The following is a 16541-nucleotide window of genomic DNA, read 5'->3' as shown; positions in this document are numbered from 1 at the left end:
CTTATATAAAATTAATGTGATTCTCATCAAGTGAAAAATACGAATTTAGGAGTATATTCCTGTCATCATAAACACAATGATGGTTGCATTCCTTACGTGGATCAAAATTTCTATATCTGTCTTGAACCTCAGGGGCGAACCAGATTTCTTTAAATGTACTCTTCGCCAAATCTCCAACTACCCCTGACTTTACATACGCCTTATCATGGCAAAAATATACTTTGCTATCCGCCGCTATAGCACAAACAGCCTCTTTTACAAAACATTTGGAATAATTTCTCTCAAATGCCGTAGATAGTTCAAAATCTTCCTCATATTTATTAATGATAGAAAATTTCTTGTCAGTAAACTCTTTCTCTACTCGATGGAGTTGATCAACTACTTTATCTCTAAAACTCATATGGTATTGTTCTACATCCTTTGTTATCCTAGCAGCAAATTTTATATGGTTAGCTCCATGCTCATAGGCCATACAAGCTGCATCATATACCTGGTCGGCATTTTCATGATTAATAACAAAGTTGATGCCAAGCTCACAACTTGCCGGCTTAATGGAGGAAAATTTTTTAATATTTTCCCACACTTTATGGAATGCATTTATTGGAATCTTGCGAATCTGAGAGTAGGTTTCAGCCCTGGCAGAGTCAAGAGAAATCCTAACCCATTTAGCATTGGTTAATACTTCAGCAATTTCTCCATTTAAGAACTGGCCATTTGTTATGATAGATAAATCTATACCCTCATCGAGAAGCATTTTCATAGATTGTACAATATACGGGTAGACTAAAGGTTCTCCACCCCCACTGAAAGTAACAGCCCTAACACCTATTTCACCAAGATCATTAATTAATTCCCTCATCCTTTCCCAAGGGATCTGATCCTTGGGGGAAACACTGTCACGAAGGCCAAGTTCACTATCTGCGTAACTGCAATAATAACAATGGTGATTACATAAATTAGTCGGTTTCAGTCGTACATATAAGGGTGCAGTTCTTTTTCCTTCTTTAATAGATTTCAGTTTATCGTGATGAGAAAAAATTTTCAATCCGCTATATGGGGTTACTTTTCTATCCATAAGATTAGTCTCCTAATAAATATTTATATAAAATTTATATGTTCACCAGGATGTTTCAACTCGTACAGGTATTTATTTATCTCATCCAGCCTGCATAACTCTCTGCACCTGGCTATATCCATATTTGCAAATGTTGAAGATACTTTAGCACGTTGTTCACTCTCCCATATTTCAACAAAATTCTTTTCTTTTAAGCATCCATAACACAATTCTTTCTCTCCGAGAAAAGCTATGCACGGCCATACATTTGCTTGTGCATCTATATAAGTAAAGAAAGGCAGTCCTAAGCACTTGTCATAACACTTACTCTGCTGCTTCTTCATCATGGAGTTTGCTCTGAAAAATATCCTGAAATTTTCCGTAGAAAGTTCGCTTAACTGTCTTTCCATATCAAGATACTCTCTATAATCAAAAGACGGTTCTATAGAGCATAAGCTCTTCGGATGCTGAGAAAATGGTTTTACAGTATAATAGTCAACACCTATTTCTTTAAGCACTTTAGCTAATAATACCACTTCCTGGATGTTTTCAGGAATCATCAATAATTGAACTCCTACCGTAGTGCATAAGCTTTGCTTCTTCTTTACTTCAACAGCATATGCAATATTGCTAACCGCAGTCTCAAAATCATTTATTCTTCCACGGTGTATTTTATTATACGTACCACTTGTACCGGCACTTACACTGAATCTGATCCATGTAAGAGATCTCAAGCATTCCTCTGAAACCTCCCTATGCAGTAAAACCCCGTTTGTAGACATAGCAGCGTCAAGTCCCAAGCTCTTTGTGTTATTAATAATATAGGGTGCATGCTTATTTGTAAGAGGCTCTCCCTCACCAGCAAATATAACGCTTTTCAATCCTCTAGTAGCCATCTCACGAAGATTGTCAAGTATCAAGTTTTTATCTATTAAAATAGGCTTATACTCCATATAATCAAGGGCACAGAAAGTACACCTGTGGTTACAAGTTCCAGACAGAGCGATCTCAGTACTTAACGGATATATATCCTTACCTTCCAACCAATCCGCCACTCTTTGAGGATGATAAATCAATTTGTGTGAATCCATTCTAATATTATCTTTCACTAGCACCCTTCTTTCCTAAAACTTCAACATTGTAGATGCAAACTTCAGCACATCAACTTTGGTAACTGCTTTTGAGTTACCCATAATATTTGCAGCTATCGCTCCGGCTATACTTCCTAAAAAGGTCCCTACCTCCATAGGTGCATTGACCGCTGCACACATACTGGAGATCGCAAAAAATGCATCTCCTGCCCCCACAGTATCCTGTACAGTAAGCGTTAATGCAGGAATGGAGCTAGTCTTGAAATCATTGTCTATCCCCATAGCTCCAAAGGAACCGAGGGTAACCCACCCGGCCTTCCCCTTGAAGTGATTCATCAACCTTTTGATCAAACACGCAACATCCTCTGTGCGATTACCCGTAGCAAGCCTGAGCTCCCGCTCATCAAGGGTAAAAGTATCAGCTCTTTTATACTTGGTTATAAGATTCATTCCGTAGTTTGAAGAATTTGTCTGGCAGTTTAAGGCTACAAACCTGGACTTTTCCTGGACTATATCCATAACAGTTCTATCAATCAGTCCGTGCCCAAAATCTGCAACTAAAACCATATCAAAGTCAGATATGCTGCTTTCCAGCCTTTTATAAAAAGCAGATTTATCAATCAATCCCTTTTCATCTTCCTCATTCAGGTAATTAATAGAAAAAACTTTATCATACTCATTTCTTATACCGTGCCGCCTGACAAACCTACGTTTTACAACAGTTTTAAAGCCTGGGTCAAACTGGAGGTCAAGGTGCATATCCCTGCTCAGGTCGTTAAGAATCTGACTGTGTATATGGGGCTCCTCTCCAACTACTCCACACACTGTGACATTGTCGGAAAATCCGGACAGGTGCCTTGCAATGGCCAGAGAGCCTCCAAGATATCTTTCTTCACCCTGATACCTGACAGAGTATCCCATATCCTTTGACATAATTCCCTGCACACTGCAGAAAATATACTCATCTATTATGATATCCCCCACTACAAGAATTTTCAGGGATTTCATTGATTCCACAATTTCTCTTATACTATTGAAACTAAATTTTTCAGAAAAACTTTTTGCGTATTCCGCAGCTTTGGGAGGCATTACTGAAAAGGCATTATTAATAAGCCTGGTAGAACTGAATATCTCGCCGCCTGTAAAATATATATCTCCTCCGAAAGACCTTACTCTCTCTACTTCCTTATCTATATTTTGTGTAACATCATCTTCTGATTTTGCATATTCTGCACCCTTTACATAAAAATCAGGCTGAACTACAGCCAGTATTCCAAAAGCAGCCGGTTCCTCCGCCAGAAGTACATGGTCGACACATTCCAGAGCGGCCAGGGATTTCATCCTCAACTCGTCAGAAAAATATGGTCTTCCAGGACCTTTATTAATATATGGAGCTGATGTGACAGAAACCACAAGTACATCACCTACGCTTTTAGCTTCCTCAAGATGGGCGATATGACCGGGATGCAGCAGATCAAAAGCACCGTGACAGTGCATTACTTTCTTCCCATCCTTCCTGTACTTTTCCCTGATTGCTTTAAATTCAGCACAACTTACAACCTTGCTGTTTTTTGCCCCCTGCGTATAAGACAAGCATATCACCTCATTAGTTGAATAGGTTCTGTAAAGTTTTGTAAATATGACAAATTCAATATAAATATCGACATTTTTCATCTAGTTAATTAGTATACATGTATATTTTTTCTTTTTCTATAGGTAAGTTTGTGCAGAAATCATTGTTTCCCCGTAATGAAATGTACCGTTTGCATAATATTGTCAAACACGAAATCAGGCTCAACTTCAATACCGGATATGTCATAACCTGTTTTAACCAGTACTGTTTTTAAGCCGGCCTTTTTTCCTGCCATAATATCTGAGCTTCTGTCTCCGACAAAGAAGGATTGATTTAGGTCAATGTTGAAATCTCTAGCTGCACTCAGAATCATTCCCGTTCCAGGTTTTCTGCAGTCACATTTAACTCTGTAAGGTGAGTCATATGCTGCCTTCTCCGGATGGTGAGGACAGTAATAGATTCTATCTACAGGAAGAGTATTATATATCACTTCATGTATGCGCTCAAGCTCATCCTCCGTCATCATGCCGCGTGCCACTGCAGACTGATTTGTTATAACTATACATAGCCAGCCTGAGTCTTTAAGCATTTTTACAGCATCTATAGCAAATTGAAATATCTCCAGCTGGTTAACCGAGGTTATATAGCTTTTTTCCTTGCAAATAACTCCATCCCTATCCAAAAACACCGCTTTCTTATTATCAGCCAATTATATCCCCCTACTTTTTGCTTTCCATAAAACATATGGCACGCATTCCACCATTTTTCCAGAAGTCTATTGTCTCATGGCTCGCGATAGCGGCACTCCCGCCATTGCCTATAAAAATTATCTTTTTCCCGCCTTTATTCTGTGAAAGAACCAGGTGGATGATTTTATTTATTCCATCATTGAATTCAATTAGCTTTCCTTCTTTATCTGTTATTTCAGTCTTGCCGACAATATCGATCAAACTCCTTAAGTAGCTATCAGCATTCATATGATTGACCCCTTTCAGAATAAGGAAGTTTACTAAAAATAGTATCTTATTAAAAGTGAAGATTCAGAAAAAATAGATAAACAATGTATTCTCTGGAAAAGCAATAATATTCTTTCAAGCAAATTACCTAAGAAACGGGTATTTATAATAACACATGTTATCATAACCCCTGCTATAAATCAACATTTCTCTACAATAACAGACATGGAAATGAATAGCTGAAATAATATAAAACCACCTGGATTGAATCCCCGGTGGTTTACAATAATTATTTTTTTTCTGTTCCTTTTAATAAATCAGGTATGGATATAGTTTTTATATCTGCAGCCCTTTTATTTTCATCCTTAATTTCCATATATATTTCTTTTCTGTAGACAGACACATTTTTGGGAGCATTAATCCCTATACGGACTTGATCCCCCTGAACATCTATAATAGTTATTTCAATATCATCATTTAGCATTATCGACTGGTTTTTCTTCCTTGTCAGAACCAACATTGTCTGCACCCTCCTGTCTGCGGAGTTCTTCTAGTATATAGTGTCTCACACCATACTTATCCGTGTCAAGGACAACCTGTACACCCCTGTTGTTTTTTATATTTATTACTATCGGTGCTTTAAGATTCATGGACATTCTGGATACATCTTCAGGAACAACTACTATACTATATATTTCTACATCCTCTTCTTTTTCTATCTCCAGAAGCTGTATTACATCATTTTTAATTTCTATGTCATAGTTCTTAACTATAGAAAACGGATTAACTATAACAAAAGCTATATCCGTTTTATCAACACCTTGAAGCCATTTGAACAATGCATTCTGATCCGGTGGCTGAACAATGACATATTTCTTGACTTGCTCAAAACCCGGCACACCCTCTTCAAACTTTAAAATACGGCCCTCTTCAATCTCTATTTCTCCAAAATGTTTTGTTTTTAAAAGCATGTCCCATCCTCCGTTTATTATATATAAGAGTCTACATTAGTACCCTGGTAAGATATATTTACTGAAGCATACTGCTGTAAAAATATTGTGACCTTTGAAGGAGTAAATTTCAATTCCATACTTGCAGGAACAAAACTTCCCTCCACACCATTATTTATTCCCTCGGAATTTCTTTCAGGATCGATATTTACTCCGCCTTTTACCGTTATATTAGGCCCCGTCTTAGGGATAAAGTCAATATTGAATTCATGGGTAGGATATGCATCTCTCTCGGCTATGTCGGCAATCGGTTCTCCACCGCGTTCGACTGCAGCCAGGGTATCACCATCAGCAGCAACTTTGCCTATATACTCCATAACCTGCTGATAACCCATTTGGGCTGCTTCCCTCATCAGATCAATATCATTCTTTAACCCTGCACTGGCCCTGGCTTCATAGGAATCTATTTCCACTCTCGGATGCTCAGTATGAAGGTTCACTTTTGCATGTTTCTGATGGATCTGCAGCCTCGCATTCTGTGAATGGATTTCCAAACTTTCAGGGGTTCTGTTTACTCCTATTTTTGCATAGGTTTGGCTTATTACCAATCCCATAATATCACCATCCATGGTAAACTAAATTATTTCCTACCTTAAAAAGTCAACCAGAGAAGGCTGGATTATTCTGGCCCCTCCCGCCAAAGATGCCCTATACACGTTTTCTTCGTTTTTAAGGTTCATAATTGTTTCAGCTTCATCTACATCTTCATTCTCACTCATTAACTTAGTAAAGTTGATGTAGTCGCTGTCAAGCCTGTTGGCAGTAAGCTCCAGGCGGTTTTGTCTGGCGCCCACGTCTGCCCTTATCCTTAATAAATTCTTTATGTTTTCATCCATTCTTGTTATAGAATTTCCGATATCAGTCTGGTTTCCGGTATCTAAGGCAGTAATAAAATTATTAATATCGTTTATCATAGTTCCAACACTTCCACTGGTAGTATCGTCAGGATCTGCGGGAACAAGCTTAGGATTGTTAAACAAATCTCCCCCCGCAATGTTTATATCTATATCATCACCAATACCTATTTCAAACTTTATCTTCTCATTATTATTACTGGTTATGGCAAATGTCCCATCCTCTTCCATCAACCTCTGATCTGTCCTGAATCCCGAGAATATGTACCTTCCTGCATATGTTGTATTTCCCAAGTGCACGATCTGACTTTTTAGCTGTTTGACCTCTTCCTCAATCTTTCTTGTATCATCAGGAGTATTAGTCCCATTTGCCGCTTGTACAGCAAGTTCTCTTCCCCTCTGGAAAACTGCATTTATTTTTTCCAGCGTGGCATCTGTTATGTCCAGCCAGGACTGTGCATCCTGTACATTCCTTTTATACTGCTCCACCTCGGAAACGTCAGTCCTTAGCTTTAAAGCACGAGCCGCCACAACAGGGTCATCAGATGGAATCTGAATCTTCTTCCCCGTAGCCAACTGGCTTTGGAGCTTATCCATCCTATTCAGATTATTGCTGATATAATTCATCATATTATTTGACAGCATTGTATTTGTGATTCTCATAATCTACACCACCTCTACCCCTCCCTCATGGAGGGCTGAACTTTTCCTAACCTACACCCAGCTTATTAATCAAAGTATCATAAACCTCAGACATTGTGGTTATCATTTTTGCCGACGCATTGTAAGCATGCTGGAACTTAACCAGGTTTGTCATTTCTTCATCAATGGATACACCTGAGTCGGAAAGCCTTCTATTTTCCACCTGCTTTACAATCACCTGCTGATTTGCCGAAATTCTTACAGCCTGCTGGGAGTCAATACCTAATGTAGCTATCATTGATTTCATAAAATCCTCCGGAGCACCCTCTGTAAACATCTGTGAGTCATGCCTCATTTTCAGCAAGCTGTTTAGGTTAACTATATTTCCTACCTGAGAGGGGTTATCCGATGCTGCAATGTTGCTATAATCGTTAATAATATCCGCTCCCACAGAAAAATTCTTTGCCGTTACGTTTTTATACCTTGCAGAAATATCTGCTATTGTGCCTGCACCATTCAGGAATGCAGCAGTATCCTCCGGCTTTCCATTACTTCCTGTCCTGGTAAAAAACCTTATCCCGGTGACAGCGGTTTTAGGTCCTGCCCCGTCAGGATCTACACCATAACCGTCGGCATGCCCTTTTCCGTCTTCAACCATTTCTATCGCACCGCTGTTATTTCTGTCTATATAACCCTCATTAATAGCCATGGCAAAAGTTCTGACGAACTGGTTCATTTTTTTGACATAAAAGGGGATTCCCTTATATATTGGGGTTTTGCTCATAGACCCTTCATAATCAGGACTTACAGGCTCCCCTTCATTTCCATCTCTTACGTCCAGGCAGCCCTTCAACTCACCACCTTTAACCTCTAAAGTATTTCCATCTTCCCAGCCTATTTCATAAAGGTTCTGTACATCTTCTTCCTCATTAAGCTTTTCTTTTCTTGCTGTTACACTCAGCTTGCTCATATGGAAATGGTCAATAAGGGCTTTACCGCTTATGGTTACAACGAAATGCTTGTCATCCTTGCCGCTTGGCAGTTTACCGGCCACTACCTCATTGGCTTCTATGTTTATTATTTTGGATAATTTATCTACAAGAACCCCTCTTTGATCCCGTAAATCATTAGCTGTGTTTCCGTCCAGTTCTCCACTATAGATCTGCCTGTTCAGCTGCTGAATCTGGGTAGCTATAGAGTTTACTTCACCAACCTTGGTTTTAATCATATCATTAATGTCAGCCTGCAATTTTTCGAAGTGAGTAGCAACACTGTTAAAGTATTTTGCAACAGTTACTCCCCTCTCCCTTACAAGCGCTCTTACCGCTGAACTGCTTGGATCTTTCCCAAGTTCTTGCAGAGAAGAAAAAAATTCATCAAGTATTTTTGTAAAACCACTGTTTGAAGGCTCGTTAAAAGTTGTTTCTATATCTTCCAGCAGTGTGCTCTTCATTGACCATTCACCAAAAGATACATTTTCACTCCAGTATTTAAAATCCAGATATTCATCCCTTACCCTATTTATGGCTGTTACATCAGACCCTGTTCCAAGCATTCCGGTACCATCATATATGGGCATGGGCTTTGCAGCTGCCTGTACTGCCTGCTGTCTTGAATATCCAGGTGTATTTACATTGTTTAGATTATGATTTACAATATCCAAGCCTCTCTGGGCTGTATACAACCCTCTGGTAGCAATATTTAAACCAAAAAACCCTTCCCTCATACCCTAGCACCTTACCTTCCTACCGTTCCCATTCTCTCTATAACGGTTTGGATCATTTCGTCTATCACATTTAATGCCCTCGAAGATGCATCATAGGCAAATTTGTACTTCATCATATTTGTCATTTCTTCATCCATTGATACCCCGGCTATGGATTGCCTGTGAGCATCTGCAGAGCTTACCAGTTTCCTCTGGTTGTCAGAAATCCTGTCTGCATCGTTTCCATTGTTCCCTACGCTTAGTATTATCGATCTGTAGAAGTCATCCAAACTCACAGCTTCACTGGATTTTCCTATCAAAGGGTCATGCCTCATGTTTGCTATCCTGAGTGCTATTGTATTATCACCGTTTGCTGTACTGTTGGATGCAACAATATTATTCAGATTTATCAAATCATCACTGAGCTTAATATTCCCCATCTCCATAGGCAACGAACTGTCTATGACTGTAAAGAAGTTTCCTCCGTTGTTGCCACTGAGAGTCTTTCCGCTTCTATGCAAGCTGTTTACCTCTCTTGCCATTACATTTACCAGGAGATTTAGCTTATTTTTCAAATCAGAAATAACATTCTGTGTATTATAGATATTATTGTAAATACCATCCCTTATTTCGTTGTACATATTGCCGGACAACGCTGAAATATTACCTATATCATAATAATTATTACCTGACTCTGCTGCTATGGGGGACAACTGGGCCTGTACCGCACCTGTAGCGCCTATTATGGAAGTATTTATCCCTAAATTATTAAGTTCTTTTGCCATTGTTGCCACATCAAGCGTGCCTGTGCCCAGCTGGGAGTTAGTAACCAACACAAACTGTTTGAATGCATTGCCCCTAAATTGCAGATTCTCTGCTGCTTTTAAGGCTTCAAGCCCCTGCCCATTTGCGGTAGCATTATATGTAATTGCATTCACTCTGCCGGTGAAATCCGCCAGATCAGAGGAAAAGGCCGGCGTACTGTAACCTGATGAATCAAAATCCACCAGCCCCAATTTTACATCTATTCCTTTTGCTCTGTAATCATTAACAAGAGCTGTTGCATTAGCAATGATATCTGCTTTTTGTGCAGCTGTCGTATCTCTATTTACTGCAAAGACCAGATCAATTTTGTCATAAGGGCTTCCATTCTCTACGCTTCCGGTTGCCCCGAATACTTCGCCTCTAGCTTCCATCAAGCCCTTAAGAGAACCGTTTCTTAAGGGTACTTCCGTATCGGTTCCCTGAATCTTAGGCACATAGAAAAGCCCTCCTGCTTTGCTCTCACCGGCATAAAGTCTGGTTTGTATACCTTTGCTTACAAGGAAGTATCCTCCAAGAGTAACATCCAACTGCCCATCCTGCATCTCATAAACCTCGGCATTTACCAGCTTGGATAACCTGTCCACGAGTGTATTTCTCTGGTCACGAAGGTCATTTGCGGTATCTTTGGACACTTCCACCTTCATTATCTCTATATTGAGATTTGAAATCTGTCCTGTAATCTGATTGATTTCATCTATACGTACACCTATTTCTTTATTTATATCATTCTGTAATTTATTTAGTTGTGAGCCTACATGATTGATGTGATAGGCAAGAGCTTCTCCTCTTTGTCTGACCAGCGCTCTCACTGTAAGGCTGTCGGGCGATTTGGACAATTCCTGCCAAGAATCCCAAAACTGGTTCATAACATTCTGCATACCTGCACCCATTGGCTCTCCAAGAATTGACTGCACATCCTGTAATGCTTTATTACGAGACTCCCAGTATCCTAATGTAGTATTCTCCTGCCTGTACATATTATCTAAAAAGGCATGCCTAATCTGGCGTATTTGTTGTATATCCGCACCAAGACCCAATTGGAAGGAGCCATATTTATTCACCTCATTCTGATAAGGCCCTGTAGTAATCATGGCCTGCTGCCTTACATATCCCGGAGTGTTTACATTCGATATATTGTGTCCGGTTACATATAACCCACGTTCATTGACAAATAAACCGGATTTGGGTATTTCATAACTGGCAAAGCTTACTGCCATGACTTCTCACCTCACAAAAACGGAAAGTATAGCTAAATTAAAGGTTTTTTCCTATTACATATTGTCTTGTCCTCAAAGTTTCATATCAAAAAAATTCTTCCTTTTCCCGTCATTAACCTGTCCGGTGTTTCCATAGTTGTTACTCCCTGCATCAGTAGTCGAAATAAGGTTTATTGAAAAGTTTATAAAATCCAGAGAGTTTTTTATCAGCTTTGAATTAAGCTCATTTGTATTTTTAAGCTCTTTTACGGTCCCTGCAAGGGTATCCTGACAAGCCTTGAGCCTCTGTGCCTCATCACTCTTAATATGCTTCATCAATTCAGATACCGTTATTTCGGAGGGCTTGAGGTTCAAGAGTACGGACAGTTTCTCTACCAGCTTTTCCCTCATATCTTCAAGCCTTCCCATTTGAAGCACAAGTGACTGTTCAAGCTTAACAATATTCTCAAGTTCACTTACCTTACCTTCAACGATAATATTGGTTTTGCTTTGCGATATCTTTAGTATGCTGTCATACACTCTGTTTTCCTGTTCGAGCACATTAATTAATTCACCAAGTAATTTTGTATCCAGAACCCACACCACCCTTAATAATCCATTTACCCTTTAATAAACTTATTGCGGGATATAATCATCCCGCAAAACATATTTCCATCCTGCTGTTCATATGCAATTCTCTACTGTCTGCAGCCTTTTGCTCAAGGTATGCTATATCCGTTTGTCCAAAATGGATTTTACTATCTTGTCAACAGTGTCCTTACCGCTTATGTTATAATTGCCCGCTTCGTACTTTTCACTAAGTTCGTAAACCTTTTCCTGCCTGACATCAGGTGTTTCTTTGATAGCTTTCATCACAGTCTGGAAGTCTTTCGCACTGCTGGATATGGAAACTACATCCTTTTTAGCTGCAACTCCAGCTGCAGAGTCAACTTTTTTTACACTTTTCTGCTTATCGTAAATTCCAAGTACTTTAGGAATTTCTCCCCAGATTTTCATAATTACCACTCACCCTCATTTAATAACTTAATTATTGATTCCATTTTTCTGTATCTGGATTACATTTGTTTACTATCTATTTTAAATTCTTGCATTTTATCTTGTGTAATTTATCTCTCACTATAAATATCGGTTTTTTACAAAATAAATTAACATGTTTTTAAAGTAAAAAATAATTATAGAGCTATAAACTAAAAAGCTGCCCTCCATTATTTCGGAAGACAGCCTAAATTTATTAATAGTTTATTTTTTTATATCTTTATTTAAATATCTCATACCAATAGACTTTTTTGCTGCTTCTGCCTGTGAAGCACTTGAACTCATTTGGCTCGCTGTAGACTGAAAATCTTTTGCCAACCCCTTTGAACATTCATCGCAGAATCTTCCTGTCTTTATAGCTTTGCCACAACTTTCACATTCCAGTACAAGATTTCCTTCATTATTGATTATTTCCAGCCTTCCCTCTTTTAAATAACCTTTAATTTTTTCTACGCTGATTTCAAGTACTGTCGATACCTCCGATAAAGTAGCCCCAGGGTTTTTATACAGATATTCCTTAACCTTTTTAAAATCCTCTTCATCCATTTCCCTGCAAACAGGACAGATAGGAGCGCCTCCAATATAATTATAAATTTTCCCGCACCTTCTACAATTTCTTACATCAGGCATAAGCATACCCCCAAAATGTTAATTATGAATTAATAATTACCGGCACTAATATTTCCTTCCCGATGCAATCACACAAACCACTACACTGAGAGCCCCCGCTTCTTTAAGTACCCTGCTGCATTCATTTACAGTATTTCCGGTTGTGAATATATCATCGATAAGAATTATTGACCTGCCCTTAACCCTACTTGCGTCATTTACCTTAAATGCATCTCTTATATTTATACTGCGCTGTTTCTTTGTCAATAAGCTTTGGTTGCCCGTATCCCTAACCCTGGATAAAAGCCAGGACTTGTCGGGAATAAGCATTTTTTTACTTAATGCTTTTGAAATCAATCGTGCCTGATTGTATCCCCTGTCTTTTTCCCTGCCTTTATAGAGCGGTACACCAATAATTATATCAAAATTTCGACAATTTGTCACATTTTTTAGTCTATTGCTTAACATTGCTGCAAAAGCCCTATAATAAGACGGTTTATTAAAATACTTATATTTCATCAGTGTCTGCTTTATTATCCCTGAATACTCACATGCGCATATTACCCTGTCATAATATATGCTTTGACCCGGTGTGTTTATATACAAGCTGTCGCACACAAAAAAAGGTATTCGTTTATAGCATCCTTCACATATTCCCTCAATAGGCTCAGTACTTAAAATACTATTGCAGAAAGCACACCTGGGAGGGAAAATAATTTTCAGTATGGCATCAAGCATATTTATTCATCCTTTTGTTTACATATCATGTCATATACTCCTTTTATCGGCATTATCATGTATATGTAATACTGAAAATTCATTTTCGCCAGATGAGCAACATATTGATGACTTTGCTTTTTTTTGTTAAAATTGAAATATATTATAGTATCAATACGTATTAATGGGGGTAACGCTTTTGTTCAGTGGAAAAGTAGTAAAAACCGAGTCCGTCGACCCGAATTACAAAATAAAGTTTTCTTACAAAGGCGATGAATTTGAGATATATGATGGTGAAGCGGTTTTCACGCGTAAATCCCCACTCCCCAAAATAGTGTTCGACAGCCGTACAGATCATCTAATAAAAAAATCCTCATCTTATCAGGATATTATAAAAAAGATAGAGCTGGAACTGGGAAAAACCGTACTGGAGCACATAATAAACAACACCCACGATTTAAGCAGTTTATGGGTATCCGACCAGTTCTTAAGCAAAAACAATGGACCCTTGGGCCCTCTGGAGCCTCAGAGGAAGACTTTCTTGAACAACTCTAACCGTTCAAGAAAGTAGCCGCATTAAGGGATATACCTCCTAATCAATTAATACAGGTGGGATTCGGATTGTTTAAGTACAGAGGAAAAGTAATAAGAAGCGATTCACTTGATCCAAATTACAAAGTGGAATTTTCATTCTGCAGTGAAAATTACGAGGTTACTGAAGCAGTAGCATTGTTTACTCGCATGTCCCCTTTTCCTAAAGTTTGCTTTGATGACTATACTGATTATCTTATGGAAAAGAATGATGTGGATGAAGAAACAATAAAGAACATAAAGCTTGAAATTGGCAAAACCGTATTTGACTATATCTTTAGCACCTTGGATACAAAAAGGATTTAGTTAATTTATTGTCTCAGGATAAGCATCCGGAAAAAATGGCTTAGCATAACAATTTTTCAATTTTTCCGAAAGGCCTGAATACCGCAGAGCTTCTCTTTCGTTATTTATCATTTCGCTTAATATGCTCTCCACCCCTACAAGAATAACTAAATTTCTGGCTCTTGTTATGGCAGTATAAAGCAGATTGCGGGTCATCAGCATTTTGGGGCCCGGAAAAACCGGTATTATTACTACAGGAAATTCCGATCCCTGGCTCTTGTGAACAGTTACTGCAAAAGCAGGTTCTAATTCATCCAGTATACCAAAGTCATAAGTTACACATTTATCATCCTCAAACAACACAATTACCTTTTGTTCTTCGTTATCGATTTTCTGGATTATTCCTGTGTCACCGTTAAATACACCCACACCCTCAACAACCGTACTCCCTTCCCTCTGCCATTGCAGATTATAGTTGTTCTTAACCTGCATTACACGGTCGCCTTCACGAAAGATAAAATCCCTGAATACTTTCTCGCTTTTATGCCTATCACTGGGATTCAGTACCTTCTGGAGCTCAATATTAAGATTTGAAACACCGATGACACCCTTACGGGTAGGGGTAAGAACCTGTATATGACGCATAGGATCATATCCGTAAGAATCAGGAAGTCTCTTCTTGCAGAGCTCTACAATCGTTCTGACAACTTCGCTGCCTACGATTCTCTGCATAAAGAAAAAATCCTTATTCTTGAGATTCAGATACGGATACTTTCCTTTATTAATCCTGTGAGCATTGACAATAATCATACTCTCCTCGGCTTGTCTGAATATATCCGTAAGCTTAACAGTTTTCACAAGTCCGCTGTCAATTATGTCTTTAAGGACATTCCCTGCACCTACCGACGGAAGCTGGTTTACATCTCCAACAAGGATAAGCCTGGTTCCATGAGCAACAGCCTTTAACAAATGGTTCATAATAAGAATATCGACCATGGACATCTCGTCTATTATAACCACATCAGCCTCTATAGGATTTGATTCGGATTTAAGAAAAACAGGTTCTGTTTCTTCTCCGGTATATCCGATTTCCAAGAGTCTATGAATGGTTTTTGCTTCAAAGCCCGTAGCGTCAGTCATTCTTTTAGCTGCCCTCCCAGTGGGTGCAGCCAGTGCTACTTCATAACCTTCCTTATTTAGAAGTCTGATTATACTTTTTATAATCGTTGTCTTTCCAGTTCCAGGTCCCCCGGTTATTACCATGACACCACTGCTTAAAGCTTCCTTTACAGCTTCCTTCTGGCTATCAGCCAGCCATATACCCTCTTCAAGCTGTATCTCCTCTATTTTCTTGTCAAAATCATCCCCTTCTTCCTTATAACTGGTTTCAGACAACTCAATGATCCTTTTGCAGACACCAAGTTCAGCATAATAAAAGGAGCTTAGGTAGACTTTGCTGTATTCCTCACAAAACTCCGGCGATCTCTCGACATATACTGCTTTATCAAGCATTAATGAAATCAAAGCATCCTCTATACTTTGGATTTCTACCTCCAGGAGCTGGGAAGTATATTCTTTGAGTTTTTCTGACGGCATGAAGGTATGACCATTTGATGCAGCCTGAGACAGTATATACTTAATACCGCTGCATATCCTGTATTTTGAAGCAGGATCTATTCCAAGGCTTTGTGCAATCTTATCCGAGTTTTTAAAACCTATCCCGAAAATTTCATCCGCAAGCTTGTACGGATTCGCTTTTATCGTATCTATGGTATTCTCACCGAATACTTTGTATATCTTGGCAGAATATGTAGGACTGATCCCATATTCCTGAAAAAACATTACAACAGTTCTTAAGCCCCTTTGTTCGGCAAAGACTTGTCCGATATTAACAGCCTTATCCATATTTATGCCTTTAATTTCAGTCAGTTTCTCAGGCTGAAACTGTATCACGTTCAGTGTATCCTCACCGAATTTGCCGACTATTTTTTTTGCCGTTGCAGGCCCTACACCCTTTATAATACCGGATGCCAGATATTTCTCAATAGCATCCGTGGTCTTTGGAAGAATCTTTTCATATAATTCTACCTTTAACTGTTCTCCATAATCAGGATGGGTAACCCATTTACCGGTAATCTTCAGAGTCTCTCCCATATTAATAAAAGGCATAAACCCTACAGCAGTAACAATATCCTTTTCATGTTTCAATTCACATACTGTATATCCATTTGCCTCATTGGCAAAAATTATATCTTCTACTGTACCTTCCAGTGTAACATAAGTATCCACACATACCCTCCATGATGTACATAGTGCGCACTATATTTATTATATACTAATTTTAACGGCTAGTAAAAGGCTAACATAGGAGGTGTTT

The 16541-nt window shown here is 38.8% G+C and carries 18 protein-coding genes; 2 read left to right on the top strand and 16 right to left on the bottom strand.

Features of this window, described 5'->3' with window-relative positions:
* Position 1: 1 nt before the first annotated feature.
* The 15 genes from N3I35_07430 to N3I35_07360 form a co-directional block, all read right to left on the bottom strand.
* Positions 2-1075, bottom strand: coding sequence for a radical SAM protein (locus N3I35_07430; protein ID MCX8129912.1), 1074 nt, complete (start codon positions 1073-1075; stop codon positions 2-4).
* Positions 1076-1098: 23 nt separating this feature from the next.
* Positions 1099-2163, bottom strand: coding sequence for a radical SAM protein (locus N3I35_07425; GenBank protein ID MCX8129911.1), 1065 nt, complete (start codon positions 2161-2163; stop codon positions 1099-1101).
* A 15-nt stretch (positions 2164-2178) separates the two neighbouring features.
* Positions 2179-3738 carry a PfkB family carbohydrate kinase gene (locus N3I35_07420; GenBank protein ID MCX8129910.1) on the bottom strand — a complete coding sequence of 520 codons (1560 nt, stop codon included), beginning with the start codon at positions 3736-3738 and terminating at the stop codon, positions 2179-2181.
* A gap of 140 nt (positions 3739-3878) precedes the next feature.
* Positions 3879-4427: an HAD family hydrolase gene (locus N3I35_07415; protein MCX8129909.1), complete on the bottom strand. Its 549-nt coding sequence runs from the start codon at positions 4425-4427 to the stop codon at positions 3879-3881.
* Positions 4428-4437: 10 nt separating this feature from the next.
* Complete coding sequence (locus N3I35_07410; GenBank protein MCX8129908.1) at positions 4438-4695, bottom strand: hypothetical protein; 258 nt, start codon at positions 4693-4695, stop codon at positions 4438-4440.
* Between the two features lie 268 nt (positions 4696-4963).
* Positions 4964-5194 (bottom strand): carbon storage regulator CsrA, encoded by a 231-nt coding sequence (gene csrA / locus N3I35_07405; GenBank protein MCX8129907.1) that lies wholly within the window; start codon positions 5192-5194, stop codon positions 4964-4966.
* Positions 5148-5645, bottom strand: coding sequence for a flagellar assembly protein FliW (gene fliW, locus N3I35_07400; protein ID MCX8129906.1), 498 nt, complete (start codon positions 5643-5645; stop codon positions 5148-5150). Before fliW ends, csrA begins: the two co-directional genes overlap by 47 nt.
* Before the next feature lie 17 nt (positions 5646-5662).
* Positions 5663-6238 carry a DUF6470 family protein gene (locus N3I35_07395; protein ID MCX8129905.1) on the bottom strand — a complete coding sequence of 192 codons (576 nt, stop codon included), beginning with the start codon at positions 6236-6238 and terminating at the stop codon, positions 5663-5665.
* Positions 6239-6271: 33 nt separating this feature from the next.
* Complete coding sequence (flgL, locus tag N3I35_07390; GenBank protein MCX8129904.1) at positions 6272-7201, bottom strand: flagellar hook-associated protein FlgL; 930 nt, start codon at positions 7199-7201, stop codon at positions 6272-6274.
* A gap of 46 nt (positions 7202-7247) precedes the next feature.
* The gene (gene flgK, locus N3I35_07385) at positions 7248-8906 is read right to left on the bottom strand and encodes a flagellar hook-associated protein FlgK (GenBank protein ID MCX8129903.1); all 1659 of its coding nucleotides are present in this window, start codon (positions 8904-8906) and stop codon (positions 7248-7250) included.
* Between the two features lie 11 nt (positions 8907-8917).
* Entirely contained in the window at positions 8918-10927 is a 2010-nt protein-coding gene (gene flgK / locus N3I35_07380; protein ID MCX8129902.1) for a flagellar hook-associated protein FlgK, read from the bottom strand.
* A gap of 72 nt (positions 10928-10999) precedes the next feature.
* Positions 11000-11512: a flagellar protein FlgN gene (locus N3I35_07375; GenBank protein ID MCX8129901.1), complete on the bottom strand. Its 513-nt coding sequence runs from the start codon at positions 11510-11512 to the stop codon at positions 11000-11002.
* A 123-nt stretch (positions 11513-11635) separates the two neighbouring features.
* On the bottom strand, positions 11636-11923 hold the full coding sequence (locus N3I35_07370; protein MCX8129900.1) for a flagellar biosynthesis anti-sigma factor FlgM: 288 nt from the start codon (positions 11921-11923) through the stop codon (positions 11636-11638).
* Between the two features lie 243 nt (positions 11924-12166).
* Positions 12167-12592 (bottom strand): MerR family transcriptional regulator, encoded by a 426-nt coding sequence (locus N3I35_07365; protein MCX8129899.1) that lies wholly within the window; start codon positions 12590-12592, stop codon positions 12167-12169.
* 45 nt (positions 12593-12637) lie between these two features.
* Positions 12638-13309: a ComF family protein gene (locus N3I35_07360; protein MCX8129898.1), complete on the bottom strand. Its 672-nt coding sequence runs from the start codon at positions 13307-13309 to the stop codon at positions 12638-12640.
* A 178-nt stretch (positions 13310-13487) separates the two neighbouring features.
* On the opposite strand from N3I35_07360, the gene N3I35_07355 reads away from it, so the two are divergent.
* Together N3I35_07355 and N3I35_07350 are read left to right on the top strand one after the other, a co-directional pair.
* Positions 13488-13859 carry a hypothetical protein gene (locus N3I35_07355; protein MCX8129897.1) on the top strand — a complete coding sequence of 124 codons (372 nt, stop codon included), beginning with the start codon at positions 13488-13490 and terminating at the stop codon, positions 13857-13859.
* A gap of 50 nt (positions 13860-13909) precedes the next feature.
* The gene (locus N3I35_07350; GenBank protein ID MCX8129896.1) at positions 13910-14185 is read left to right on the top strand and encodes a hypothetical protein; all 276 of its coding nucleotides are present in this window, start codon (positions 13910-13912) and stop codon (positions 14183-14185) included.
* Here the strand turns inward: N3I35_07350 and N3I35_07345 are convergent, their stop codons facing one another.
* A complete protein-coding gene (locus N3I35_07345; protein MCX8129895.1) occupies positions 14186-16453 on the bottom strand; it encodes an ATP-dependent RecD-like DNA helicase in 2268 nt (755 codons plus the stop codon). It lies immediately after the preceding gene.
* Positions 16454-16541 lie beyond the last annotated feature (88 nt).

The sequence above is a fragment of the Clostridia bacterium genome (assembly GCA_026414765.1).
GTDB lineage: Bacteria > Bacillota > Clostridia > Acetivibrionales > DSM-27016 > SKW86.
Note: the sequence above shows the minus strand (reverse complement) of the source record. Positions and strands in the feature narration are given on the sequence as shown.